We start from the raw sequence: 24,431 nt of genomic DNA, 5'->3' as shown, positions 1-24,431 counted from the left end.
CCCCTCACGGGCGCAGCGCCAGCTTGCCGACGGTGGCCCCGGCCTCGAGCGCAGCGAGGACCTCCGGCCCGTCGGCCAGCTCGTGGACGGTGGGCCGGCCGGGCGGGTAGACGCCCGCGGCGATGAGGGTGGCCAGCTCGGCCATGAGCTCGGTGAAGAGGTCCGGCGCCTCCTGGGCCAGGGTGCCCATGTGCAGGCCGATCAGGTGGATCGGGTGGGTGAAGTCCAGCTCCCGGTTGCTGATCGCGGCCTCGCCACCGGCCATGCCGTACACGACCATCCGGCCGGTGATCCGCCTGGTCGCCGCCAGAGCGGCGCGGAACGCGTCCCCGCCGGCGGACTCGAGCACGAGGTCGGCGCCACGGTTCGCGGTGAGCCGCAGCACCTCGGCCCCCACGTCCGCGTTCCGGTCGAGGGCGTGGGTCGCGCCGAGCGCCCGCACCACGTCGTGCTTGTCCGGGGACGCGCTGCCGATCACGGTCGCCCCGTGGTGCGTCGCCAGGCGCACCGCGGCCTGTCCGACCCCGCCGGCCGCCGCCTGGACCAGCACCGTCTCGCCGGCGGCGATGTGGCCGATCCGCAGGGCGGCGAGCGCGGTGCCCCAGTTCAGGACCAGGCCGAGCGCCTGCTCGCCGGTCCAGCCCGCCGGGACCGGCGCGGCGCCGGCCGCGGGCAGCACCATGTACTCGGCGAAGGCGCCGTACCCGGTTCCGATCACGTGGTCGCCCCGCCGGAGACCGCTCACCCGGGCGCCGAGCGCGACCACCTCGCCCGCCGCCTCGAAGCCGGCGACGTAGGGCGCCCGCGGGCCGCCTGCGTAGGTGCCGCGGGTCTGCATGACGTCGGCGAAGTTGACGCCGGCCGCGGTGACCCGGACCAGGACCTCGCCCGGGCCCGCGGTCGGCACGGGAGCGTCGGTGACCAGGCACATCCGGCTCGGACCGGTCAGTTCCGTCTGGTGGAGGGCTCGCATGCCCCTACACTCGAACCCTCACACAAGTGTGATGGTCGATATGAGGTGGCGCACATGCGCATCGGGCAGCTGTCGGAGCGCACCGGCAGGTCCCGACGCCTGCTGCGGTACTACGAGGAGCAGGAGCTGATCACCTCCGGCCGGAGCGCGAACGGGTACCGCGAGTACGACGTGGCCTGCGTGGACCGGGTGCTGCAGATCAGGGGCCTGCTCGACGCCGGGCTGCCGACGCGCGTCATCAAGCAGATCCTCCCGTGCCTCACCACCGGCGCGGTCCACGTCGCCGATCCCACGCCGGAGACCATCGCGATCCTGGAACGCGAGCACGCGCGCATGTCCGAGCGCATCGGGTGCCTCGTCCGCAACCGGGACGCGATCTCCGACTACCTCGACGCGGTGCGCCGTCAGGGCGTCCTGCCCATCCGGTGCAGCAGCCGGTCCTGGGTCGAGGCGCCGGATCCGGGGTCGCCGTCCGGCGTGGCGAAGAACCGGTGGGTGGACTCGGCCGAGACCGGGGTTTCCGCCAGGCCGGCGTAGATCTCGTCGAGGTGCTCGTCGATCCACCGGACCAGCCCCGCGTCGAGGGTCTCGTCGGCGCCGATGGCCCGGGCGAGGTCCCAGGTGTGGATCGTGCTGTCCGTGGTCCGCACGGCCAGCGCCTGCCGTCCGGTCACCCGGCCCAGGGGGTAGTCGACGGTGCGCTGCATGACACCGGGCGCGGTGAAGGCCGCCGCGCAGTCCTGGACGGATCGCGCGTAGGCGGCGACCGGGTCCGCGCCGAGCGCGTCGGCGTCCCGGGACCTCAGGAACTCGGCGCCGGTCGCGCCGTCGATCAGCCGCACGTAGTTGACGTTCCCCCGGGTCATGTGGTTGACGAGGGCGCGCACGTCCCACTCGGAGCAGGGAGTGGGCAGCGTCCATTGGCCGGGCCGCACCCGGCGCAGCTTCTCCTCGAACTGCGCGCTGGAGAGGAGGTACCGATCGATGAGCTCGTCGACGCCGTCGGCCATGGCACCGAGCCTGCCCGCAGGGCCGGGACGTGCGCTGGCGGGAAACGGACGTGGGATCAGACCGCCCGCAGCCGCGCCCACGTCGACAGCGACTCCTCGGTGAGCACCGCGTCCAGGGCCGTGGCGGCTGCCCCGTGCAGCGCCGCGTCGTCGCCCAGCGCGGCGGCGCGCAGCGCGGGAGGTTTCGCGCGGCGGAACGTCATGAGGCCGTCGGTGAACGCTGCGGTGAACGCCTCGCTCGCGGCCGCCCGCAGCGGGTCCGCGAGCCCGCCCAGCGTCACGACCTGCGGATCGAGCGCGTTGGCGAGACCCGCGATCCCGCTGCCGAGGCTCGCCGCCGCGCGTGCGACGGCGGCCAGGGCGGCGGCGTCGGTCCGGCTGAGCACCGTCGTGGCGTAGGTGCGCGGGTCGGCCGGCGGCGGCTCGCCGAGGTGGCGGGCGAGCGCGCGGCCGTCGACGGTGAGGTCCCAGCAGCCGAGCGCGCCGCACGGGCACCGGAGCGTGCGGTCGCCCAGCGGCAGGTGGCCGAACTCGCCACCGGCACCGGTGGCCCCGCGCACCGGCCGCCCGTCCACGACGAGCGTGCCCCCGACCCCGACCTCCACCGTGACGTGCAGCGCCGTGCCGGCACCCGCGCCGGCGCCGGCACGTGCCTCGGCGACGCCGGCGAGGGTGGCGTCGTTGTCGATGCGCAGCGGGACGCCGGGCAGGCCGAGCGGTGTGAGGTCGACCGGGCCCCAGCCCAGCGTGGACGCCTGCACGACGCGCCCGTCCTGCACGGTGGCGGCGACCGCGACCCCGACGGCGCGGACCCGGTCGCCGAGGCGGGCGTGGGCCCGCCGGACCGCCTCCCGGACGGCGGCCACGGCCTGCTCGGGCTCGCGGCTGGGGTGCGGCGCGGCGTCCAGTACGACCGGGTTGCCGTCGAGGCCCGCGAACGCGCAGCGCCAGTCCTCGTGGCGCAGGTCGACCGCGAGGACGACCGGGCCGTCGGGGTGCGGGGAGAGGACCGTGGTCGGCCGGCCGCGCCCCTCGGCGGGCGCCGGGGTCTCGGTCAGCAGCGCGAGCTCGCGCAGCCGGGCCGTGATGTCCGTGGCGGATCCGCTGGAGAGGCCGAGCCGCTGCGCCACCGCGGCGCGGGTGACGCCCGGGCTGCGGCGCATCTCGACGAGCACGGCGAGCGCGCCGTACCAGCGTGGGCTTGCCATCGCCCCTCCCTCCAGGATTATGCTCGAAGTTCGAGTTTAATGGGAGGCCCCCGTGGACATGACGTCGGTACGTGCGGTCCTGCTCGACATGGACGGCACCCTCGTCGACTCGGACGCGTCCGTCGAGCGGGCGTGGACCACGTGGTCGGCCGAACACGGCCTCGACCCGGCCGACGTGCTCGCGATCGTCCACGGCAGCCCGCCCGCACCCACCGTGCGCCGCCTGCTCCCCGCGCTGGACGACGCGGCCGTCGCGGCCTCCGCGCAGCGCCAGATGGACCTGCAGTACGACGACATCGCCGACGTCGTCGCCGCACCGGGCGCGCCGGAGCTGCTCGCCGCGCTCGACCGGCTCGGTGTGCCGTGGGCCGTCGTGACCAGCGCGGACGTGCGGCTGGCCGAGGCGCGGCTGGGCGCGGCCGGGATCGAGCCACCGCTGCTCGTGACGGTCGAGGACGTGCGGCGCGGCAAGCCCGACCCGGAGGGGTTCCGGATCGCGGCGGCACGCCTGGGCGTCGACCCGGAGGCCTGCCTCGTGGTGGAGGACAGCGAGCCCGGCCTCGCGTCGGGCCGCGCCGCCGGCATGCGCACGGCAGCGCTGCGCGGGCTGGACGGCGACCTGCGGATCACCGACCTCGCCCAGCTCGCGCACCTGCTGGAGCGGGCCTGCGTGCGGCCGTGGTGGTGCGACGCCGTGGGCTACCAGGTCTACCTGCCCTCGTTCGCCGACAGCACCGGAGACGGCTGGGGCGACCTCGCCGGCGTCACCGCGCACCTGGACCACCTCGTCCGGCTCGGCGTCGACGTCGTGTGGCTGACGCCGTTCTTCGTCTCGCCGATGCGCGACCACGGCTACGACATCGCCGACCTCCGCGCCGTCGACCCCCGCTTCGGCGGCGAGGAGGCCCTCGACGAGCTGCTCGACCAGGCCCACCGGCGCGGCCTGCGGGTGCTCGGCGACCTGGTCGTCAACCACACCAGCGACGCGCACCCCTGGTTCGTCGCCGCCGCGTCCTCCCGCACCGATCCCCGTCGCGACTACTACATCTGGCGCGACCCCGCCCTGGACGGCGGCCCGCCGAACAACTGGCTCTCGCACTTCGGTGGACCCGCCTGGACGTCCAGCCCCGGCACCGGCCAGTACTACCTGCACCTCTTCCGGCCGGAGCAGCCCGACCTGAACTGGCGCAACCCGGCTGTCGTGGCCGAGGTCGACGCCGTGCTGGAGCACTGGTTCGCGCGCGGCCTCGACGGGTTCCGCGTCGACACCGCCGCCTACCTGCTCAAGCACCCGGACCTGCCGGACAACCCGGCGGCCGAGCGCCCGTTCGTCGTCGCGGGCGTCACCGAGGCGTGGAAGAACCAGGAGCACCGCTACGACATCCACCAGCCGGACGTGCACGCGATCCACGAGCGGTGGCGGCGGGTGGCGGACCGCCACGACGCGCTGCTGGTCGGCGAGGTCTACGAGCTCGACCCGGTGGCGCTGGCCCGCTACGTCGGGGCCGAGCGGCTGCACTCGTCGTTCTGGTTCGGGCTCGTCGAGTCCGGGTGGGACCCGCGGCGGATCGTCACGATGCTGGACGCCGCCGCGGCCGCCTCCCCGGAGCTGGCGTGGGTGCAGAGCAACCACGACCGGATGCGCGCGGTCACCCGCTACGGCGGCGGCCGGCTCGGCAGGCGGCGCGCGATGGCGCTGCACGCCGTCACGTCGCTCCTGCCCGGAACGATGTGGCTCTACCAGGGCGAGGAGCTCGGCCTGGAGGACGGGCAGGTGCCGGATGGAGCCGGCGCCGACCCGCTCGGCACCGCGGAGCCGGGCCAGAGCCGCGACGGGGCACGCACGCCGATGCCGTGGCGGCCGGGGCCCGGCCTCGGGTTCACGACGGGGAGACCGTGGCTGCCCGACGGCGACCGGACCGAGGCCGAGACCGCGGCCGCCCAGGCCGTGGACCCCGGGTCTCCGCTCGCCACGCTCACCCGCCTGCTCCGCACCCGGCGTGCGGTGGCCCACCGGCTCGCCGACCCGCGGGTCTCGCGGGTCGACCGGGGAGCAGGGATCACCGCGTACCGCCGGGACGGGCTCGAGGTGCTGGTCGCGCTCGGCGACGGGCCGACCGAGGAGATCGCGCTGCCCGCTCCCGCCGTGTTCGACACGGACGACGCGGCCGTCACCCCCGGGCGGCCGCGGACCGGGCGGGTCCGCCTCGCCGCGCAGCAGGCGCTCCTGCTCGTCCACCCGTGACGGACCGCGTCGTCCTGCGGGTCGCGCCGGGGCCGGCCGCCGTCGGCTTCACGATCAACAGCCTGGGGGCGTGCCTGGTGCTGCTCGCCCGCGACCTGGACCGGCCGCGCGAGGAGCTGGTGTGGCTCTCGTCGTCGTTCGGGGTGGGGCTCCTGCTCATGGGTGCCGTGGGGCCGGTGCTCCTGCGCCGCGGCCCGCGGCCGGTGCTGCGGGGTTCCGCGCTCGTCGCGGCGGGTGGGTCGGCGCTCCTCGCGACTGGCTCGACGGCCGCGCTCGCGGGAGCAGGCGCCCTGCTGCTGGGCACGGGGTCGGCCGGGCTGGTGCTGGTCACGCCCGCCCTGCTGCGCGGCCCGGCGGTCGGGGCGCACCTGTCGCAGGTCAACGCCGTCTCGAGCGGGTGCGGCATCCTCGGCCCGCTGGCAGTCGGCGTGCTGGACGTGCAGCTGGGCAGCGGCCGGCTCGCGCTGCTGCTCGCCGTGCCGCCACTGCTGGCGCTCGCGGCCGCAGCGACGTGGGCGGCCGGGCCCACACCGGCGTCCGAGACGACGGCCGCCCGACCGGCCGCGCGGCGCGTCGCCACCGCGTGGGCCGCCGTGGTGCTCGGCGTGTCGATCGAGTTCTGCTTCACGATCTGGGCCGCCGCCCGCCTGCAGGACGCGGGACTGGCGGCGGGCCCCGCGGGCGCGGCCGCCGTCGCGTTCCTGCTCGGGATGGCCGCCGGCCGCTACGGGGCCCCGTGGCTGATCGCCCGGGGGTTCCCGGTCGTGCCCGTCGGGTGCGCGGTCGTCGTCGCCGGCACGCTCGCCGTCGCGGTGCCGAACGCGCCGGTGCCGGTCGTCGCCGGGCTCGTCGTCGCCGGCCTGGGCACCGCCGCGTTCTACCCCGTCACGCTCGCCCGCCTGGTCCGGGTGCCGGGCATGTCGGTCACGCGGGGGCCGGCGGTCGGGGCGCTCGCGTCCGGCACCGCCATCGTCGTCGCGCCCGCCGTGCTCGCCGGCCTCGGCGCGACGCTCGACCTCCGCGCGGCGTACCTGCTCGCCGTGCTGCCACTGGCCGCCGCGCTCGCGGTGGCCGTACGAAGGGAGCAATCATGACCGTGACACCGTTCCGCATCGACGTGTCCGACGCCGAGCTGAAAGATCTGCGCGACCGGCTGCGGCGCACGCGGTGGCCCGAGCCCGGGACCGCAGAGGGCTGGACGCAGGGCGTGCCGCTGGCGCACCTGCAGGAGCTGTGCGCGTACTGGGCCGACGGCTACGACTGGCGGGCCACCGAGGCCCGCCTGAACGCCCTGCCGCAGTTCCGCACCGAGATCGACGGCCTCGGCATCCACTTCCTGCACGTCCGGTCGTCGGACCCGGACGCACTGCCGCTCGTGCTCACGCACGGCTGGCCCGGATCCGTCGTCGAGTTCCTCGATGCGATCGCGCTGCTGACCGAGCCGCTGGACGCGTTCCACGTCGTGGTCCCGTCCCTCCCGGGATACGGGTGGAGCGACCGGCCGGCCCGCTCCGGCTGGAACCTGGAGCGCATCGCGGCCGCGTGGACGCAGCTGATGGCCCGGCTCGGCTACGAGCGCTACGGCGCAGCCGGGAGCGACTGGGGAACCTCCGTCACCGCCTGGATCGGGAAGCTCGACCCGGCGCACGTCGCCGGCATCCACCTCGTACCGCCCCTGGGCGCACCGGACCCGGCCACCCTCGACGACCTCACCCCGGGCGAACGGGCCGCCCTCGACGACCTCGCCCGCGCCCAGGCGGACGGCGTCGGCTACGCGATAGAGCACTCCACCCGCCCCCAGACGATCGGGTACGGCCTCGTCGACTCCCCGGCCCTGCTCGCCGCGTGGATCATCGAGAAATTCCACGAGTGGACCGACCCGGGGAGCACGCTCACCCGCGACCAGCTGCTGGACAACCTGATGCTCTACTGGCTGCCCGGCACCGGCGCCTCGGCGGCGCGGCTGTACTGGGAGAGCCTCAGCGAGGTGCAGCGCATCTTCGCCGGCGAGATCACCGACGAGGTGCGCGGCGTCCCCGTCGGGTGCTCGGTGTTCCCGCACGAGAACCCCCGGCTGTCCCGCCGCTGGGCGGCCCGCCGCTTCCCCGACATCCGCTACTGGAACGAGCCCGACCGCGGCGGCCACTTCGCGGCGTTCGAGCAACCGGAGCTCTTCGCCGCGGAACTGCGGGCCTTCTTCCGCCTGGTGCGCTGACGCCCCCCGGCGCGGTGGCACACCAACTGTGGTGCCGTGCAATGGCGCCTGTGCCGGCAGGCCAATTGGTGCGAATGGGATGGGCGCCGCCAAACGGTCACGAGCTCCGCCCACGGTTCTCTGGTATTCTCGCGTGTGGCGGCTCTTCCTCGCGGCGCTCTTGGCAAGTTCGGTCGACCATGTCCGTGCCCCTAGAACCGTGGCGGATGGTCGCCAGTGAGGTTTCACGAAGGCGGGGCGACCTCCAATGGTTCGCATTTCGTTCGGTTCGCGACGATTGCACGAGCCGCACCATTTACTTGGGCCGCTCTCGGTGCAAGTTGAGCCGTGCCCGGAGCCATGGGAGCTCGCCGAGTGGGACCAATTGGTCCGCACCGCACCGGGAACTGACGTCACCCAACTCTCCGCATGGGCGCGAGTACGTGCTCACGTCGGGTACTCGCCGTTATACATATTCGTGCGCCAAGAGGAGGGCAGGCTGCTGGCCGGGGGACTGCTGCTTCATCGCAAAGTTCTAGAATGCGGCAATATCGGATATAGTATCGGCTACCTCCCCTACGGCCCGGTTTGTCCGTCCGGGCATCATTCGACACTTGCCTTGCAGCTGTTGACGCGGGTGCTGTCCGAGCTCGCAGCGCGGCGGTTCCATGCGCTGTTCATCCAGCCACCCGAGGATGGGGAACTTCTGAGGGGTAGTCTGCTGAGCTCCGGTTTCCGCCCCTCGTACGCTCAGCTCGCCCCCATCGGATCGCTGCGGGTCGACGTTCAAGTCGAAGAGGACGAGCTGCGCGCCCGGGCTCGTCGGAGAGTGCGCCCGGCCGCAAAGCTCTGGGACAAGTATCGCGTCACGGTGCGCGAGGGCGGGCTGCGAGACATTCCAGTGCTGGCCCGACTGCTCGGCTGCTCGGCAGAAATTCACGGCTTCCGCCCGTTCGAATTGGACTACCTTCGAACGCTGTATCGCGAGCTTCGACCATCTGGGCAAGTCGTGCTCCTCATAGGGGAGGTTGATGGCGTTCCGCTGGCTGCCGACCTACTGACCGTCAACGCGGAGATGCTACGCGGTCGATTTGTCGGGTTCGACCGGTCGGGCGGGGCAGCGCGAACGGCTGTTCCGGCGGCCGTTACCTGGGCCGGTATCCAGTGGGCGAGGAGGCACGGTCTCCGCTGGTATGACATGGGTGGCCTCCCTGAGCAGGTTCTCTCGGACATGCTCGACCGCGGCCTGAAATACAATTCAGATTGGCCGAGTACGGCGCTGGCTAAACTCGGATGGGGGGCACTGCCGTTCCGCTACCCAGCGGCGGTCGAACTCGTTCGTCCCGGGGTACTGCGACTGGCGTATGAATTCTCCCGGGACAACCCGGCCACCAAGTACCTCGTGCACAGAGCTGAGATGCGGCTGCGCGGCTGAGCGAGCACCACTCCTGCCCCACTCCGATGCAGTCAGGTGGCACGAACATCGATCATCTCGTGCTGACCGGCGATGGCTGGTTGATGATCGATGCGAAGGGGTGCTGGTGGCGAACGCAATAGTTGGACGCAGTTGGTGTGCGAGCGGCCCTCAGAAGCGGTAGCGCAGGATCCGGCCGACGTCGCGGAGCTTGGGCAGCAGCGCGAGCACCCGCATCTCGACGCGGCCCGCGCGGGGGAGCAGGTCCAGGCCGGGCATGTCGACGCTGCGCAGCGCGTCGAGCAGCACCAGGCCGTCGTGCCACGCCTCGAGTTCGCGTGGGTCGTCGATTCCCCAGTGCAGGGTGGCGCCGGAGTTGCGCACGGCCGTCACGAGCTTCTGCAGCCGGATGCCGATGGTGCCGTAGCAGTCGAACAACAGCTGCCCGCCCGGGAATCGGCCGGTGATCCGCTCGATCAGCCGCCGCCCGTCCTCCTCGCGCAGGTACATCGTGAGGCCCTCGAACACGGCGACGGTGGGGCGGTCGGCCGGCACCGCCTGGAGCCAGCGGTCGTCCGTGACGGACGCGCCGACGAGGCGGTAGTCGCCCGCCGGGGGCGGCAGCAGCCGCTCCCGCAGTGCGACGACATCGGGGTGGTCGAGGTCGATCCACCGGACGGACGGGCCCGTGGCCAGCCGCTGCGTGCGGGTGTCCAACCCGCAGGCGAGGTGCAGGACGGTGGCCTCGGGGTGGGCGTCGAGGAACTCACGCGTCCACGCGTCGAGTTGGCGGCCCCGCAGCGCGACGCCCGCCGCGGTGGTGGCGGTGATCCCGGTGCGGCGGAAGTCGTAGTCGATCCGCTCGACGGCGCGGGCCGCCGCCTCATCGTGCAGGACGGAGCGGGGTGCGCGGCTGTCGAGCGCCCTCCCGTACAGCGTGGCGAGCAGCGTCTCCGGCGCCCCGGTCAGCGTGACCTTCTCCCGCTCCACGCCGCGGAAGCTACCCGATCACCGGCTCCCGATCGTGCCCTTCGGCCTCCCCACCTCGGGTGACGTCGTCTCGAGCGGTACGTCGGGCCCGCGGACGAGCCCGAGCTGCACGGTCTGGCGGGGCAGCACCGCGTCGAGGAGCCAGTCGGCGGCGGTGCGGGCGCGGTTGGTCGGCATCGACAGCAGGTGGTAGCCGCGGGTCACGGCCTTGGCCACGACCCCGGAGAGCGGCACGTGCAGCGGGTTGGCCGCGGCGTCGTGCCCGCCGAGCTCGACGACGAATCCGAGGTCGTGGTGGCGGTAGCCGCGGGGTGAGCCGACCCCGAGCGACGCGGCGACGTTGCGCGCGGCGAGCTTGCCCTGCCGGGTGGCGTGCTGTGCGGTCATCGCCGTGACCTCGCCGGGACGGGTGAGGTCCGGCACAGCGGCCGCGTCGCCGCAGGCGAACACGTCGGGGTGGCCGGGGACCGTGAGCTGCGTGTCGACGACGAGCCTGCCCTTCTCCGTGGGCAGCCCGAGGCCCTCCACGAGCGGGTCGGGCCGCACCCCGACGCACCACACCAGGGTGCGGGTGGGCACCTTCTCCCCCGTGGTGAGGCACACGTGCTCGCGGGTGGCCTCCTGCACCGACTGCCCGGTGCGCACCTCGACCCCGCGCTCGCGCAGCACCTGGTCGGCGGTGTGCGAGAGCCGCGGGTCCAGCTCGGGCAGAACGCGCTCGGCGAGGTCGAGCAGCAGCCAGCGCACCGGCTGGTCGTTCAGCTCCGCGTGCTGGCGGACCAGCGCGTCGGTGAGCAGCGGGCCCTGGGCGGCGACCTCCGTTCCGGTGTAGCCGGCGCCCACCACGACGAACGTGCAGCGCGCCTCGCGTTCACCGGGGTCGGTGGCGCAAGCGGCCAGCTCGATCTGGCGGGTGATGTGGTCGCGCAGGTAGAGGGCCTCCGGGATGCCGCGGAAGCCGTGGGCGTGATCGGCGACGCCGGGGATCGGGAGCAGCTTGTTGACGCTGCCTGCGGCGAGCACGAGCCGGTCGTACCGCAGCTCGCCCCGCCCGTCCTCGGGGTCGGTCCAGCCGACCGTGCGGGCGTCGAGGTCGATCGTGTCGACCTCCCCGAGCGCCACCCGCACGCCGGGCAGGGTGGCCGCGAGCGGCACCGTGATCCGTCGCGGGTCGATCACACCGGCCGCCACCTCGGGCAGGAGCGGCAGGTAGAGGAAGTAGTCCGTGGGGTTGATCAGCACGATCTCGGCGGTGTGGCCGATCCGCTTCGCGAGCCCGCGTGCCGCCGTGTGCCCGGCGAACCCGCCTCCGACGATCACGACCCGCGGCCGGGCTTCCGCATCTGTCGACGTCATGGCCTCGCCTACCCGGGCCCCTGGATCGGCAATCGCCGCGCCGAGCCCCACTACGCTCGGTTGCCGGGCGCCCGATCGGTCGGCGCCCAGACGGGAGCGTAACAGCATGTGGACCCTCTCCGGCTTCGCCGACGAGATCTCCCCCGATCTCGACGAGCAGTGCCGGGTCCTCACCGACCTCGGGATCCGGCACATCGAGTTCCGCAGCGCGTGGGACACCAACGTGCTGGACCTCGACGACGACCAGTTGGAGAAGGTGCGTGCCACGCTGGAGCGCGCCGGCATCGGCAGCTCGTCGGTCGGCTCGCCGATCGGCAAGATCGGGGTGCTCGACGACTTCGACGCCCACCTGGTGCGCATGCGCCGCGCCCTGCACGTGGCCCGGGTGCTGCAGGCGCCCTACATCCGGATCTTCTCCTTCTTCATCCCGAAGGGCGACGACCCCGCGGTGCACCGCGACGAGGTGCTGCGCCGGATGGCAGCGCTCGCCGCGGAGGCGCGGCACCACGACGTCGTGCTGCTGCACGAGAACGAGAAGGAGATCTACGGCGACATCCCGCAGCGCTGCCTCGACATCGTGGAGGCGGTCGGGTCGCCGACGCTGCGGCTGGCCTGGGACCCGGCCAACTTCGTGCAGGTGGGCGTCACCCCGTTCACCGACGGTTACGAGGCGTTGCGCCCGTACCTCGAGTACCTGCAGGTGAAGGACGCGCTGCTGGCCGACGGCACGGTCGTGCCGGCCGGGGAGGGCGACGGCGAGGTCGAGGCCACCGTGCGCGCCCTCCGGGCCGACGGCTACGACGGGTTCTGCTCGATGGAGCCGCACCTGGCCACCGCGGGGACGCTCGGCGGGTTCTCCGGTGAGCACCACTTCCGGCGGGCCACCACGGCGTTCACGCGGATCCTCGACACGGTGGGGGTGGAGTACCGGTGACGCTGCGTTTCGCGGTGGTCGGCTGCGGGGTGATCGGGAAGCTGCACGCCGAGGTGCTCGCGGCCGACCCGGACACCACTGTCAGCGTGCTGGTGGACGTCGACGCGGCCGCTGCCGAGGCGCTGGCCCAACGCCTCGACCCGGCGCCGTTCGTCACGACGTCGGTGGACGAGGCGCTGGCCCGCGACGACGTCGACGCGGTGGCGATCTGCGTGCCCAGCGGGGCGCACGCGCAGGTCGCGGTGGCCGCGCTCGGGGCGGGCAGGCACGTGGTGGTGGAGAAGCCGGTCGACGTCACCGTCGAGGCGGCCGCGCCGATCGCGGCGGCGGCCGCAGCTGCGCCGGAGGGCACCGTGGTCACGGTGATCAGCCAGCACCGCTTCGACCCCGCGAGCGTGGTGGTGCGCGAGGCGATCGCCGCGGGCCGATTGGGCCGGATCACGTCGGCGGTGGCGACGGTGTCGTGGTGGCGCAGCCAGGGCTACTACGACTCCGGTGCATGGCGTGGCACCTGGGAGCTCGACGGTGGCGGCGCCCTCATGAACCAGGGGGTGCACACCGTCGACCTGCTGCTGTGGTTCCTCGGCACGCCGGTCGAGGTCATGGCGCTGACCGGGCTGCTCGCGCACGAGCGCGTCGAGGTGGAGGACACCGTGGCCGCGGTCGTCCGGTTCGAGTCCGGCGCACTGGCCACCCTGCACGCGACCACGGCCGCCTACCCCGGCCTCTCCGTCCGGCTGCAGGTGCTGGGCGACGCAGGCTCCGCGGTGATCGACGACGACCGGCTCGGGTATTTCCACAGCAAGGAGCTGGCGTCGGCCGAGGCGGCCGGGGACGCCGGGGTCAGCGCCGACCAGGGCGACCGCGCGGACCAGACCGCGCGCGTCCTGCCGGCCGAGGAGCCGGACCCGGCGCACGGTCCGATGTTCACCGGCCACGCCCGGCAGTACCGCGACGTCGTCGAGGCGATCCGCACCGGCCGGCGCCCCGGCGTCACCCTCGACGACGCGCTGCTCGCGCTGGCCACCGTGCGGGCGGTGTACGAGTCGGCCCGCACGGGCGTCCCGGTGCGGGTGGCGGACGTCCTCGCTGCGGTGCGGATGCCGATCGCCTGACGCTCGTCAGGTCGCTGGTGTCGCGCTGCCTTCTCCGACCCGCAGTTCCAGAGTCACCGCGAGCGCTACCCCGACGGCACGGTCGCCACCCCCGCACCTGCCGCGCAGGGAGGCCGTTCCGGGCATCTGCGCGGCCTGACGGCCTGTACCAAGTGGTACATTCCTCGGTGTGGAGGGGGACGCACGGGCGGCGCTGCTGAGGTCCGCGATCGGGCACCTCGCCGAGCACGGCCTCGGCGGCGCCACCCTGCGCGGCATCGCGGCGGCGATCGGCACCAGCCACCGGATGCTGATCTACCACTTCGGGTCCCGCGACGGGCTCGTGCTCGCGATCGTCCGCAGCGTCGAGGAGGAGCAGCGCGCCGCGCTGGCCGAGCTCGCCGCCGACGCCGGCGCGTCGACGGCCGAACTGGCGCGCCGCATGTGGGAGCGCGTTGCCGATCCGCGGCTGCACCCGCACGAGCGGCTGTTCTTCGAGCTGTACGGCCGGGCGCTCCAGGGCGACCCCGGAGCGGCACCGATGCTGGAGTGGGTCGTGCCGACCTGGGTCGACCAGCTCACCACGCTGCTCGTCCAGCGCGGGCTGCCCGCCGACCAGGCGCGCGCCACCGCGCGGCTCGGTCTCGCGACCGTGCGCGGGCTCCTGCTCGACCTGTTGGCCACCGGCGACCGCGCGGCCGCCGACGCGGCTCACGAGCTGTTCATCAGGAGGGTGACATGAAGATCCAGCGGATCGCCGCCGAAACCACCACGGAGGCCGCACCCGACGCGGTCTGGGCGTTGCTCTCCGACCGCTCGACGTGGCCGAGCTGGTCGCCGCTCGGCTCGCACTCCGGCGTGCGGCCCGGCCGGGACGGTGCCCCCGACGGGCTCGGCGGTATCGCGCAGTTCGTCACCGGACGGAACTGCGTGCGGGAGGAGATCGTCGAGCGGGAGCCCCCGCGGCGACTGAGCTACGCGCTGCTCTCCGGGCTGCCGCTGCGCAACTACCGGGCCGTCGTGGAGCTGACCCCGACGGGGACGGGTACGCGCATCCGGTGGAGCGCGTCGTTCTTCCCCGGGCGCCCCGGCACGGGCTGGATCTACCGCCTCGTGCTGACCCGGATCTTCCGCGGCATGGTCACGGGGCTCGCCGCGGCTGCGCGCGACTGAAGTTCGTTCGTGCTGGGGGTGGGTAGCCCTGGTCAACGGCACGGGGCCGAAGGGGACGGCGATGGCGACCACTCAGGAGCGGCGGGACCACGACGAGATGCCCGCCGGGGTAACGGGGAAGCTGTCGATCTTCGACCGCTTCGCGACAGCGGTGAACGAGTTCGTCTCGCGGGCGTGGTTCTTCATGTTCTGCGTGCTGCTGGTGGTGCTGTGGGTGCCGTCCTTCCTGGTGCTGCCGAGCATCGACACCTGGCAGCTGATCATCAACACGGCCACGACGATCGTGACGTTCCTGCTGGTGGCGCTGCTGCAGAACACCCAGAAGCGCGCCGACGACGCGTCGCAGAAGAAGCTGAACGCCATCGCCGATGCGATGTCGGACCTGATGGCGCGGCTCGCCGCCGACCACCCGGACCTGCGCGACGACCGCAAGCAGCTGCGCGCCGCCGTGGGCCTCGAGGACCGGGAGAGCGCGGAGGACTGACCCGCGTCACCGCCTGGTGACGGTGAACCGCAGCCGGTACGGGTCGAGCGTGCCCGGCAGCGGCCGCTCCGGCCCGAGCGGCGGGCCTGCGTCGAGTCGCACGTCGTGGTGCTCCAGCACGGCGGCGAGGAAGGTGCTCGCCACGAACTGCACCACGCTGCGGCCCGGGCAGATCGCAGGCCCCGCGCTGAACGGCACCAGACCCGTCGGCGGCCCACCGTCCCGCCACAGCTGCGGGGCGAAGCGGTCCGCGTCGGGCAGGCGCTGGTCATCGCGGTGGAAGAACGGCGTGAGCACGACGACCAGGGTGCGGGCCGGCAGGGTGCGCCCGCCCAGCTCGGTGGGCGTCGTCGTTTCGCGCAGGATCGCGGGCGTGGTCGGCCAGAGCCGCACCGACTCGAGCACCGCGGCGCGCAGACCGGGCAGGTCCCGAGGGGCGTCGGGACCGTGGCCCGCCAGTTCGCTCCGCGCGGCGTCCAGCTCCGCCGGATGCGTGGCGAGCAGCGCGAGCGCCCGGAAGGTCGCAATCCCGGCCGGGTCGAAGGCGAAGAGCCATTGCGGTACCTGCTCGACCGGGCGGGTCCGCGCCGTCACGGGCGTCTCGGTGACGACGGCGCCGAGGCTGCCCGGATCGGCCGTGGCCAGCCGCTCGCGCAGCCGGTCGAGGAACTCGGCGCGCAGGCGGGGCCGCCCAGGATGGGCCAGCGACCAGTTGGCGGCGCCGCGCAGCCGGGCGAGCAGCTCGGTGAGCTCGGCGTCGTCGCGGGCCGAGTCGCCGAGCACCACGCGCCGCACGATCCGCATCCACGTCGTCGCGAGCGTGTCCCAGTCGAGCAGCCCGTGGTGCCCGAGCAGGTCGGCAGCCTCCTGCCGCACCACGCCGACCATCGGCTCGGCCAGGTGGTGCAGCGGGCGTTCGGGCTCGAGCACCGACTCGGTGAAGCGGCGGCGGTCGGCGCGGTCGGCGCCGTGCGAGATCAGCACGTTGCCCGGCTGGAAGTGTGCCAGCGCGCCGCGCTTCTCCGGTGTGGCGGTCGCGAACGGCTCGGGGGACCGGGCCAGCACGTCGTCGACGTCGGCGGCGTCGAGTACGAGCACCACCGACCGTCCCGGCACCCGCAGCCGCAGCGGCGCCGGCCCGTACCGCGCGCGGAGCCGCTGCAGCGTGCGGACGAGCCGGTGGTCGGCATCCATCCGTTCGGCGGCCGCCATCACCCAGGGCCGCCGGACGATCACCCCGCGGGCGGCGACGGGGGCGAGCGCGGTGCCCACCGTCCGCAGCGTGTCGCCCACGGACGCCCGAGTCGCCACCACCGCGTGCTCCCTGCCCTGAATGCTCGCCATGGGAACGCAAGTACCCGCGGATCCACCGGACGAACGGCGGGTTGCGGGCGTTCGGGCCGCGGCAGCTGCCAGACTCGACGTCGAACTGGGAGGAGGTCCCGTGACGATCCAGCCGGTCGCCCCGCGGCACCTGCTGACCGTGGCCGAGTACCTCGAGATCGGGGAGATCGAGCTCGGCTACAGCGAGCTGGTGGAAGGGCGGTTGCTGATGTCCCCGAGCCCGGCTCCGGACCACAACAGCGCGGGGTTGGAGCTGGCTGTCGTCCTGCGCGCGGGGTTGCCCGAGGGCATGCGTGTCATCCTCGACATCGACGTCGACCTGCAGCTGGCTCCACCGGATGCGCCGGGCACCGTCCGGCGGCCCGACCTGGTGGTGGTGCGCGAGGAGGCGGTGCAACGGGTGCGCCACGATGGCGGCGTTCTCCGGGCATCCGATGTGTTGCTCGTCGTCGAGGTCGTCTCGCCTGGTTCCACCCGCACCGACTACGTGCACAAGCGCGGCGAGTATGCCGATGCGGGCATCCCGCACTACTGGATCGTCGACCCCACCGAGCCGATCTCGGTGCTGGCCTGCCACCTGGCGGGCGAGTTCGGCTACGCGGACGGCGGCTCGGTGACCGGCAGGTTCGCGGCCACAGACCCCTTCCCGGTCGAGATCGATCTGGAAGCCCTCCGCTGAGCCTCATGCTTTCTGCTGTGCGGGCTTGACGCGATCTCCACTGCGAACTACAGTTTTGGGCAGTTGCACGGAGCTTCCGACGGAAGCACGAGTGGCTCGGGAGGTGGTCGCCTGGACGGCAGTCGAGCATCGAGATCATCTATACCGTTGTCATGTTGATCCACGGGCCCGGTCATTCGACCGGGCCCGGTCATGTGTGGGGAGGGTTGTCGTCAGGTGGGTGTCGACCGGCTCGACGACGAGGACTACCCCGCGATGACGATGGGGCAGGCCGCCGAGCTGCTCGACGTGCAGCCGGCGTTCCTGCGCAGCCTCGACGCCGCGGGCGTCCTCACGCCGGTCCGCTCCGGTGGCGGCCATCGGCGCTACTCGCGGCGCCAGCTGGTGCTCGCCACGCGGATGCGCGCGCTGTTCGACGAAGGTCTCACGCTCGAAGCTGCGGCCAGGATCGTGGCCCTGCAGGACGAGTTGAGCGCGGCGCTCGCGCGCATCGCGGAGCTCGAGGCCCGGCTCGGCGGGCAGAACGGCAACGGCCCCGACCGCTGACCGGTCGGGGCCGTTCTCTCGGAGGGCCGTCAGGCGTCGATCTGCTTGGGCGCGCTCTCGGTGCCGCCGATCGAGATCCGGCGCGGCTTCGCCTTCTCGGCGATCGGGATCCGCAGCGTCAGCACGCCCGCGTCGTACGAGGCGTCGATGTGGTCGGTGTCGAGGGTGTCGCCGAGGAACAGCTGCCGCGAGAACGCCCCGAGCGGTCGCTCGGCCACCTGCATCTCCACCTGTTCACCGCTGAACGGCCGCCGCTCCGCCTTGACGGTGAGCACGTTGCGCTCCACGTCCAGCTCGATCGCGTCGGGGTTCACCCCGGGCAGGTCGAAGCAGACGACGAACTGGTCACCGTCCCGGAACGCGTCCATCGGCATGGCGGCGGGTCGGGACCACGTGCCGGGGACGTTGCCGAAGACCTGCTGGGTGAGCCGGTCCAGCTCGCGGAACGGGTCGGTGCGCATCAGCATCGCAGGCCACTCCTTCCATGATCGACGACAGTGCGGCGATGCCTCCCGAGCGCTGGGTGCCGCTCGGATATCTGCAATGATAGCTGTAGGTTTCCTGCTGCGCAAGGGTGCATAGTCATGCACTGGCAGGCTCAAGCTCTGTCCATGCGTGCGGGCGCGCTCCTAGCTGACCCGTCCCCAGACGTCGATCACCAGCAGCACCACGAACAGCGCCGACGCCACCGCGAGCAGCACGTTCGAGAGCCATCCCGACCGGCCGTCGGCCGCGATCCGCTTCGAGTTCAGCAACAGGATCAGGGTGACCCCGAGGAAGGGCATGAACGCGGCGCCGAGTACGCCGTAGATCAGCGTCAACGCGAACGGCTTGTCGAAGAACAGCAGCGCCATCGGCGGGATCGTCAGCCAGACCAGGTACGCGCGGAAGGGCGTGCTGCGCTCGGCCGCCCTGGCCTCGTAGCCCGTCTCGGTCGCGGTCGAGTGCTCGGTGCGCAGCGACTCGGCGCTCACCTCGGCCGCGGCGCCGTGCGGCATGCGGATCGTGCGCGTCCAGTCCGTGAACAGCAGGCTGACCCCGTTCCACACGCCCAGCAGCGACGTGGTGGTCACCGCGAGGAACCCGACGAGGAACAGGATCCGCGCCCAGTCGCCGTAGCGGTTCCCCAACTCGGTGCCGAGGATGAGCAGGCCCTTGTCGTTCTCGGTGAGGTTCTGGCCGAGCAGCAGGTTGGCGCCGACGATGAGCATGGCGATCACGAAGATCGCGGTCATCGTGTAGCCGACGGCGTTGTCGAGCCGCATCATCGACAGCCAGCCGGTGCCCTTCCAGCCCTTCGCGATCATCCAGTAGCCGTACGCGGCCATCGTGATCGTGCCGCCGACGCCGCCGACCAGGCCGAGCACGTAGATCACCGAACCGTCGGGCAGACGGGGGACCAGGCCGCCGGCCAGGGCCACGAGGTCGGGCGCCACCAGGAAGGCCACCGACACCACCGAGACGAACTTGATCAGCACCAGGACGGTGATGAACTTCTCGAAGATCTGGTAGCGCTGCAGCCACACCAGCACGAGGCCCACGACGCCGGCGATCATGGCCCAGTACCGGACGTCGAGGCCGCCGAACAGCGCGTTCAGCGGCAGCCCCACCGCCGACATCGCGGTGGCGCCGTACACGAAGCCCCAGATCACGATGTAGACGCCGAAGAAGACGGTGGCCCAGCGGCCGAGCCGCCGCCAGCCGTCGAGCAGGGTGGAACCCGAGGCGAGGTGCCAGCGGCCCACCCCCTCGGCGAGCGCGAGCTTGAGGACGGCACCCAGCACGGCCGCCCACAGCAGCACCGTGCCGAACCGGGCTCCCGCGACCATCGTGGCGACCAGGTCGCCCGCGCCGACCCCCGCGGCCGCGGCGAGCAGCCCCGGCCCGACCTGCTTGACCTTGGCAGCGAACCCGGTGGGTGGGCTCACCGTTGTCGTGTCGGACGTGCTCATCGCTCGGCCTCGCTGCGCTCGTCCGGCGCTTCGCACGGGCGCTGTGACAATGATCCGCTCGCAAGCTCGCTCATGAGCTCCCGCTCCTCGTCGATGTCGGGGATTGTCGCCCGCCGACCGTAGATCGGCCGGGCGGCGGCCGTGCGCGATCTTTACGGGCTCTTAGGCGACGCCCCTGCTACCCGTGGAGCTCCCGGTACGCGGCCACCGCGCCGGGGTGGAGCGGGATCTCGCCGGTGCCGATGAGCGAGCGCTGGTCGAGGTACTGGGTGCCCAGCGCCGACTCCGGAACCAGGTCGGGTGCGGCGGCCACGAGCGTCCGCGCCACGGCGCCCGCGGTGGCGGGTGGCAGGGCGGGGGTGCAGACCAGCAGGTTGGCCACGCCGACGGTCGGGACCGGCGCGGCGGGTCCGTACGCGTCGGCGGGCACGGTGACCGGGCCGTAGACGCCGCCGTGCCGCGACCGCAGCTGGGGCAGGTGCTCGATCAGCGGCAGCAGGCGCACGGGGCGCCGGGCGGCGAGCTCGGCGAGCGCGGGCGTCGGCACCCCGCCCGACCACAGGAGCGCGTCGGCCGCACCCGCCTCGAGCGCGGCGACGGCGTCGCGCAGCGGGCGGTGCGTCACGTCCGCCGCGATCCCGGCCGCCGCGAGCAGCCGGTCGCCGAACACGGCCGCGCCCGATCCCACGGCGCCGAGCGAGACCGGGCGACCGGCCAGGTCGGCGGTGCCGGTCGCGGGGTCCTCGGCGCGCACCACCAGCTGCATGTAGTTCTCGTAGACGCGGCCGATCGCCTGCAGCGGCACCAGCGCGCCGAAGGGCTCCTGTCCGATGCGAGCCGCGAGCGCGATGTCGGTGAGCGCGAGCCCGAGCGCGGCCCTGCCGCCGCGGAGCTGTTCGATGTTCTCGACGCTGCCGCCGGTGCTCACGACCGCGACGGGCAGGCCCGCCGCCCGGAGCGCCGCGCCCAGCAGCTCGCCGAACTCGACGTAGAACCCGCCCGGCTCGCCCGCGGCCAGCGCGAGGGGCGGCGCCGCACCGACCGCGCAGCCCGCGACCAGCGGCGTGGCGAGCAGCCCGCGCAGGAGCGCCCGGCGGGACGGGGTGGTCGAGGGGGTCATGCCGGCAGCTCGATCGTCACCACGAGGCCCGTGTCCGGCGGGGACGAGATGCTCAGGGCGCCGCCCCGGGCGGTGACGAGGCGTTCCGCGATCGGCAGGCCCAGCCCGGAGCCGCGCGCAGTGCTGCCGGGCGCTCGCCAGTACCGCTGCGTCGCCTGCGCCAGCTGCTCGGCCGGCAGCCCGGGACCGTCGTCGCGCACCTCGAGCAGCGCGCGTCCGTCGGCCGCACGGAGCGCGACCGAGACGGTGGCGCCGCGGCCCGCGTACTTGACGGCGTTGTCCAGCAGGACGTCGAGCAGCTGCTCCACCTCCGACGCCGTGCAGGCCGCCTCCACCGGCTTCGCGGCCGACGCGGCGTGCAGCCGGACACCGGCCTCCCGTGCGGCCTGCCGCCATGCGTCGAGGCGTTCGGCGACGACGGCCGTGAGCTCGGCCCGGTCGTCCGGCCGGGCCACGGCGGCCAGGGCGGTGGCCCGGCTCTCCGCCGACGCCAGGTCGAGCAGCCCGTCGAGCAGCGCCTCGAGGCGGTCGAGCTCCACCACGGTGGACCGGTAGGTCGAGCGGCCGGGCGCCGCGACGTGCGGGTCGAGCGTGTCGACGCGCAGCCGGAGCGCCGCCAGCGGGTTGCGCAGCTGGTGCGAGGTGTCGGCCACGAGCCTGCGCTGCTCCTCCGCGCTGGTCGCGACGGCGTCGGACATCCGGTTGAAGGCCGCGGCGAGCTCACGCAGCTCGGTGGGGCCCGCCCGCGGGGACACGTGCGCCCCCGGATGGCCCGCCGCGACCTCCCCGACGCCCGCCGCGAGCTCCCGGATCGGGCGCAGCACCCACCGGGCCAGCAGCAGCGCGAGCGCCGCGCACGCGAGGGCCGCCAGCAGCGCCCCCGACAGCACGGCCGCCCACGCGGTGGCGATGTCGGCCGCCGCGGCGGCGGGTTCGGCCCGCAGCACGACGGCTCCGCCCACCTCCGTCCCGGTGCCGATCGGGCGGGCGAGCAGGATCGGCGCGGTGGACCACGGCCGCAGCCCGGTCGGCCGCGCCGCGGGCTGGTTGCGCAGCGCCGCGTCCACCGCGGCGACGACAGCCGGGTCGTCGGCGCGCAGCCCGGCCTCGACGATCGCCCGACCGGAGCGGTCGACGACCGCGACCCCCTCGCCGTAGACGGCCTGGTGGGCCTGCACCTCCTGGGCCAGCGTGCCCGCCCCGGCCGGGCCGGTGGCCTGCTGCGCGAGGGCGGCGAACCGGTCGAGGTCGCCCCCGCGGGTGAGCACGAACTCCTGGGTGCGGCCGGCCGCGGTGCTCTGCAGCAGCGGGACCGCGAACCCGGCGACGGCGGCGAGCGCGAACGCCAGGAGCACGACGAGCAACCGGCGCCGCACGCTACTGCCCCCCACGGAGCGGAAGTGCCGTTGGCGCGCAATGTGCGAGCGAAGGTGCCCCTCGCTCCATCAGCGGCCCAGCCGGTAGCCGAAGCCGCGGATCGTCGACACGAGCCCGGGACGCCCCAGCTTGTTCCGCAGCGATGCCAGGTGCACGTCCAACGAGCGGGAGACGGCGAGGTACGCGTCGCCCCAGACCTCGTCGAGCAGCTGCTGCCGGCTCACCGCCGCCCCCGGCCTGCGGGCGAGCGCGGCGAGGATGTCGAACTCCTTGGCGGTGAGCGCGACCTCGTCGCCCGCGATCGTGGCGCGGCGGGCGCTCATGTCCACCCGCAGGTCCTCGACCTCCACGACGTCGGTCCTGGCCGCGTCCGCGGCCCGCGTGCGCCGCACGACCGCGTCGACCCGCGCCAGCAGCTCCCGCAGCCGCACCGGTTTCACGAGGTAGTCGTCGGCGCCGAGCCGGAGACCACGCACGACGTCCCGCTCGGCGTCACGGGCCGTGAGCACCAGCACGGGGGTGCCGGCGACCCGGCGCAGCCTGCGCAGCACGTCCATGCCGTCGGCGTCGGGTAGGCCCAGGTCGAGCAGAACGAGGTCGGCGTCGCGCAGGTGCGGCCACACGTCCGCTGCCCGCGCCACCCGCTCGACGCGGTGACCGTGCGTCGCGAGCGCCTCCACGACCGCGCCCGCCACCCCGTCGTCGTCCTCGACCACCAGCACCCGCACCGGCAGAGCGTGCCGCAGAAGGCCGGGGGCCGGAAAGCTCCGGCCTTCTTCTCCCTGGTCCCGGGGCGCATACTGGGGTGGTCAGCCCCCGTTGTCGTGGGCGGGAGGGTCGATGCCCGTGGACATGTGGGTCGTCTGGTTGATCGCCGCGGTGGGTCTCATCGTGCTCGAGGTCTTCACGCTCACCGCGGCGCTGGGCATCTTGGGCGGTGCCGGACTGATCACCGCGCTCGCGGCGGCGCTCGGGTTGCCGCTGCCGCTGCAGCTGGTCGTGTTCTCCGGCGCGGCGGTGGCCGGGGTCGGGCTGCTGGGCCCGGTCGCGCGGCGGCACCTGACGGGACCGCGCGGTGGCGCCCCGTTCGGGGTCGACGCGCTGCTCGGCAAGCCGGGGTACGTCGTGCAGGAGGTCAACGGCCGCGAGGGCCGGGTGCGGATCGGCGGCGAGGAGTGGACCGCCCGCGCGATGGACGACAGCGTCGTCATCCCGGCCGGCGCCACCGTCGGCGTCCTGCAGATCGACGGGGCCACCGCCGTCGTCTACCCCAGGGAGTGACCATGGACCTGGCCCTGATCATCGTCGGGCTGCTCATCGCGCTGTTCGCCGTCATCACCGTGATGCGGACCGTCCGGATCGTGCCGCAGGCCCGTGCCCGCAACGTCGAACGGCTCGGCCGCTACCAGCGCACGCTGCAGCCCGGCCTCAACTTCGTGATCCCCTACATCGACCGCGTCTACCCGGTGATCGACCTTCGGGAGCAGGTCGTGTCGTTCCGCCCGCAGCCGGTGATCACCGAGGACAACCTGGTCGTCGAGATCGACACCGTCCTGTACTTCCAGGTCACCGACCCGCGCGCCGCCGCGTACGAGATCGCGAGCTACCTGCAGGCCGTCGAGCAGCTGACCGTCACTACCCTGCGCAACGTGGTCGGCTCGATGGATCTGGAGGTCACGCTCACCTCGCGGGACCGGATCAACAGCCTCCTGCGCGGCGTGCTCGACGAGGCCACCGGCAAGTGGGGCCTGCGGGTCAACCGCGTGGAGATCAAGGCCATCGACCCGCCGAAGACCATCAAGGACGCGATGGAGAAGCAGATGCGCGCCGAGCGGGACAAGCGCGCCGCCATCCTCGCGGCCGAGGGCCAGCGGCAGTCGCAGATCCTCACCGCGCAGGGCGACAAGCAGGGCGCGATCCTGCGCGCCGAGGGGGAGCGGGCATCGGCGATCCTCAAGGCCGAGGGCCAGTCCCGGGCGATCGACCAGGTGTTCCAGGCGGTGCACCGCAACGATCCGGACCCGAAGCTGCTCGCGTACCAGTACCTGCAGGTGCTGCCGCAGCTCGCGCAGGGCGAGGGCAACACGTTCTGGGTGATCCCCAGCGAGGTCACCTCCGCGCTGCAGGGTGTGTCGAAGGCCTTCAGCGAGTCCGTCCCGCGCTCGCCCGCCACCCGTGAGCCGACGTCGTCGGACGGGCTCGCGGAGCTGGCAGCGGAGGACGCCGCGCAGGCCGAGGAGGCGGCGGCCGAGGCCGTCGCGGACGCCGCCGTGCCCGACGGCATCCCGAACACCAACGGCGGGCAGCCGCGGCCCGCGCCACCCGGCTGAGCCCGGAG

General features: G+C 73.6%; 24 protein-coding genes and 1 pseudogene. 14 read left to right on the top strand and 11 right to left on the bottom strand.

The annotated features are described in order from the left end of the window. Positions 1–4 precede the first annotated feature (4 nt). Positions 5–973 carry a zinc-binding dehydrogenase gene (locus ABEA81_RS01110; protein WP_345602585.1) on the bottom strand — a complete coding sequence of 323 codons (969 nt, stop codon included), beginning with the start codon at positions 971–973 and terminating at the stop codon, positions 5–7. A 54-nt stretch (positions 974–1,027) separates the two neighbouring features. On the opposite strand from ABEA81_RS01110, the pseudogene ABEA81_RS01105 reads away from it, so the two are divergent. After that, positions 1,028–1,375: pseudogene (locus tag ABEA81_RS01105) on the top strand (MerR family transcriptional regulator); the annotation flags it as partial. A 2-nt stretch (positions 1,376–1,377) separates the two neighbouring features. Here ABEA81_RS01105 and ABEA81_RS01100 read toward each other — a convergent pair. Together ABEA81_RS01100 and ABEA81_RS01095 are read right to left on the bottom strand one after the other, a co-directional pair. Beyond that, positions 1,378–1,983 (bottom strand): TIGR03086 family metal-binding protein, encoded by a 606-nt coding sequence (locus ABEA81_RS01100; RefSeq protein WP_345602584.1) that lies wholly within the window; start codon positions 1,981–1,983, stop codon positions 1,378–1,380. Positions 1,984–2,039: 56 nt separating this feature from the next. Next, on the bottom strand, positions 2,040–3,191 hold the full coding sequence (locus ABEA81_RS01095; protein WP_345602582.1) for an ROK family transcriptional regulator: 1,152 nt from the start codon (positions 3,189–3,191) through the stop codon (positions 2,040–2,042). Between the two features lie 58 nt (positions 3,192–3,249). On the opposite strand from ABEA81_RS01095, the gene ABEA81_RS01090 reads away from it, so the two are divergent. From ABEA81_RS01090 to ABEA81_RS01075, 4 genes are all read left to right on the top strand, one after another. Further along, the gene (locus ABEA81_RS01090) at positions 3,250–5,436 is read left to right on the top strand and encodes an HAD-IA family hydrolase (protein ID WP_345602773.1); all 2,187 of its coding nucleotides are present in this window, start codon (positions 3,250–3,252) and stop codon (positions 5,434–5,436) included. Further along, positions 5,433–6,530: a hypothetical protein gene (locus ABEA81_RS01085; protein ID WP_345602581.1), complete on the top strand. Its 1,098-nt coding sequence runs from the start codon at positions 5,433–5,435 to the stop codon at positions 6,528–6,530. The genes ABEA81_RS01090 and ABEA81_RS01085 overlap by 4 nt, the downstream gene beginning before the upstream one ends. Further along, entirely contained in the window at positions 6,527–7,651 is a 1,125-nt protein-coding gene (locus ABEA81_RS01080; RefSeq protein ID WP_345602580.1) for an epoxide hydrolase family protein, read from the top strand. Before ABEA81_RS01085 ends, ABEA81_RS01080 begins: the two co-directional genes overlap by 4 nt. A 457-nt stretch (positions 7,652–8,108) precedes the next feature. Then, complete coding sequence (locus tag ABEA81_RS01075; protein ID WP_345602579.1) at positions 8,109–9,065, top strand: GNAT family N-acetyltransferase; 957 nt, start codon at positions 8,109–8,111, stop codon at positions 9,063–9,065. A gap of 150 nt (positions 9,066–9,215) precedes the next feature. On the opposite strand, the gene ABEA81_RS01070 is transcribed toward ABEA81_RS01075, so the two are convergent. Beyond that, positions 9,216–10,034, bottom strand: coding sequence for a class I SAM-dependent methyltransferase (locus ABEA81_RS01070; RefSeq protein WP_345602578.1), 819 nt, complete (start codon positions 10,032–10,034; stop codon positions 9,216–9,218). Positions 10,035–10,052: 18 nt separating this feature from the next. Next, positions 10,053–11,390, bottom strand: coding sequence for an NAD(P)/FAD-dependent oxidoreductase (locus tag ABEA81_RS01065; protein ID WP_345602577.1), 1,338 nt, complete (start codon positions 11,388–11,390; stop codon positions 10,053–10,055). A gap of 106 nt (positions 11,391–11,496) precedes the next feature. Between ABEA81_RS01065 and ABEA81_RS01060 the strand changes: the two genes are divergently transcribed. The 5 genes from ABEA81_RS01060 to ABEA81_RS01040 all read left to right on the top strand — a co-directional run bounded on the left by ABEA81_RS01060 (position 11,497) and on the right by ABEA81_RS01040 (position 15,075). Further along, positions 11,497–12,324: a sugar phosphate isomerase/epimerase family protein gene (locus ABEA81_RS01060; protein ID WP_345602575.1), complete on the top strand. Its 828-nt coding sequence runs from the start codon at positions 11,497–11,499 to the stop codon at positions 12,322–12,324. Continuing rightward, a complete protein-coding gene (locus tag ABEA81_RS01055) occupies positions 12,321–13,439 on the top strand; it encodes a Gfo/Idh/MocA family protein (RefSeq protein ID WP_345602574.1) in 1,119 nt (372 codons plus the stop codon). Before ABEA81_RS01060 ends, ABEA81_RS01055 begins: the two co-directional genes overlap by 4 nt. 169 nt (positions 13,440–13,608) lie before the next feature. Next, positions 13,609–14,160 carry a TetR/AcrR family transcriptional regulator gene (locus ABEA81_RS01050; RefSeq protein ID WP_345602573.1) on the top strand — a complete coding sequence of 184 codons (552 nt, stop codon included), beginning with the start codon at positions 13,609–13,611 and terminating at the stop codon, positions 14,158–14,160. Next, on the top strand, positions 14,157–14,591 hold the full coding sequence (locus ABEA81_RS01045; protein ID WP_345602572.1) for an SRPBCC family protein: 435 nt from the start codon (positions 14,157–14,159) through the stop codon (positions 14,589–14,591). The genes ABEA81_RS01050 and ABEA81_RS01045 overlap by 4 nt, the downstream gene beginning before the upstream one ends. A gap of 61 nt (positions 14,592–14,652) precedes the next feature. Next, complete coding sequence (locus tag ABEA81_RS01040) at positions 14,653–15,075, top strand: low affinity iron permease family protein (protein WP_345602571.1); 423 nt, start codon at positions 14,653–14,655, stop codon at positions 15,073–15,075. Positions 15,076–15,081: 6 nt separating this feature from the next. Here ABEA81_RS01040 and ABEA81_RS01035 read toward each other — a convergent pair whose 3' ends face one another. Beyond that, entirely contained in the window at positions 15,082–16,389 is a 1,308-nt protein-coding gene (locus ABEA81_RS01035) for a cytochrome P450 (RefSeq protein WP_345602570.1), read from the bottom strand. Positions 16,390–16,519: 130 nt separating this feature from the next. On the opposite strand from ABEA81_RS01035, the gene ABEA81_RS01030 reads away from it, so the two are divergent. Both ABEA81_RS01030 and ABEA81_RS01025 read left to right on the top strand, forming a co-directional pair. Continuing rightward, complete coding sequence (locus ABEA81_RS01030) at positions 16,520–17,098, top strand: Uma2 family endonuclease (RefSeq protein ID WP_345602569.1); 579 nt, start codon at positions 16,520–16,522, stop codon at positions 17,096–17,098. A 216-nt stretch (positions 17,099–17,314) separates the two neighbouring features. Next, positions 17,315–17,644: a helix-turn-helix domain-containing protein gene (locus ABEA81_RS01025; RefSeq protein WP_345602567.1), complete on the top strand. Its 330-nt coding sequence runs from the start codon at positions 17,315–17,317 to the stop codon at positions 17,642–17,644. A gap of 29 nt (positions 17,645–17,673) precedes the next feature. On the opposite strand, the gene ABEA81_RS01020 is transcribed toward ABEA81_RS01025, so the two are convergent. The 5 genes from ABEA81_RS01020 to ABEA81_RS01000 all read right to left on the bottom strand — a co-directional run bounded on the left by ABEA81_RS01020 (position 17,674) and on the right by ABEA81_RS01000 (position 22,821). Beyond that, positions 17,674–18,111, bottom strand: coding sequence for an Hsp20/alpha crystallin family protein (locus ABEA81_RS01020; RefSeq protein ID WP_345602566.1), 438 nt, complete (start codon positions 18,109–18,111; stop codon positions 17,674–17,676). A 162-nt stretch (positions 18,112–18,273) separates the two neighbouring features. Beyond that, positions 18,274–19,596 carry an Nramp family divalent metal transporter gene (locus tag ABEA81_RS01015; RefSeq protein WP_345602564.1) on the bottom strand — a complete coding sequence of 441 codons (1,323 nt, stop codon included), beginning with the start codon at positions 19,594–19,596 and terminating at the stop codon, positions 18,274–18,276. 178 nt (positions 19,597–19,774) lie between these two features. Then, the gene (locus ABEA81_RS01010) at positions 19,775–20,716 is read right to left on the bottom strand and encodes a TAXI family TRAP transporter solute-binding subunit (protein WP_345602563.1); all 942 of its coding nucleotides are present in this window, start codon (positions 20,714–20,716) and stop codon (positions 19,775–19,777) included. Further along, positions 20,713–22,071, bottom strand: a complete 1,359-nt coding sequence (locus ABEA81_RS01005; RefSeq protein WP_345602772.1) for a sensor histidine kinase — start codon at positions 22,069–22,071, stop codon at positions 20,713–20,715. The genes ABEA81_RS01010 and ABEA81_RS01005 overlap by 4 nt, the downstream gene beginning before the upstream one ends. Positions 22,072–22,161: 90 nt before the next feature. Beyond that, entirely contained in the window at positions 22,162–22,821 is a 660-nt protein-coding gene (locus ABEA81_RS01000; RefSeq protein ID WP_345602561.1) for a response regulator transcription factor, read from the bottom strand. A gap of 112 nt (positions 22,822–22,933) precedes the next feature. Here ABEA81_RS01000 and ABEA81_RS00995 point away from each other — a divergent pair, with 112 nt between their 5' ends. Together ABEA81_RS00995 and ABEA81_RS00990 are read left to right on the top strand one after the other, a co-directional pair. Continuing rightward, positions 22,934–23,374 (top strand): NfeD family protein, encoded by a 441-nt coding sequence (locus ABEA81_RS00995; protein WP_345602560.1) that lies wholly within the window; start codon positions 22,934–22,936, stop codon positions 23,372–23,374. A 2-nt stretch (positions 23,375–23,376) separates the two neighbouring features. Beyond that, entirely contained in the window at positions 23,377–24,423 is a 1,047-nt protein-coding gene (locus tag ABEA81_RS00990) for an SPFH domain-containing protein (RefSeq protein ID WP_345602558.1), read from the top strand. The last annotated feature ends 8 nt before the right edge of the window (positions 24,424–24,431 follow it).

The organism is Pseudonocardia adelaidensis (assembly GCF_039543345.1).
In the GTDB taxonomy this organism is placed as follows: Bacteria; Actinomycetota; Actinomycetes; order Mycobacteriales; family Pseudonocardiaceae; genus Pseudonocardia; species Pseudonocardia adelaidensis.
This window is presented reverse-complemented; position numbering and strand designations above follow the sequence as displayed.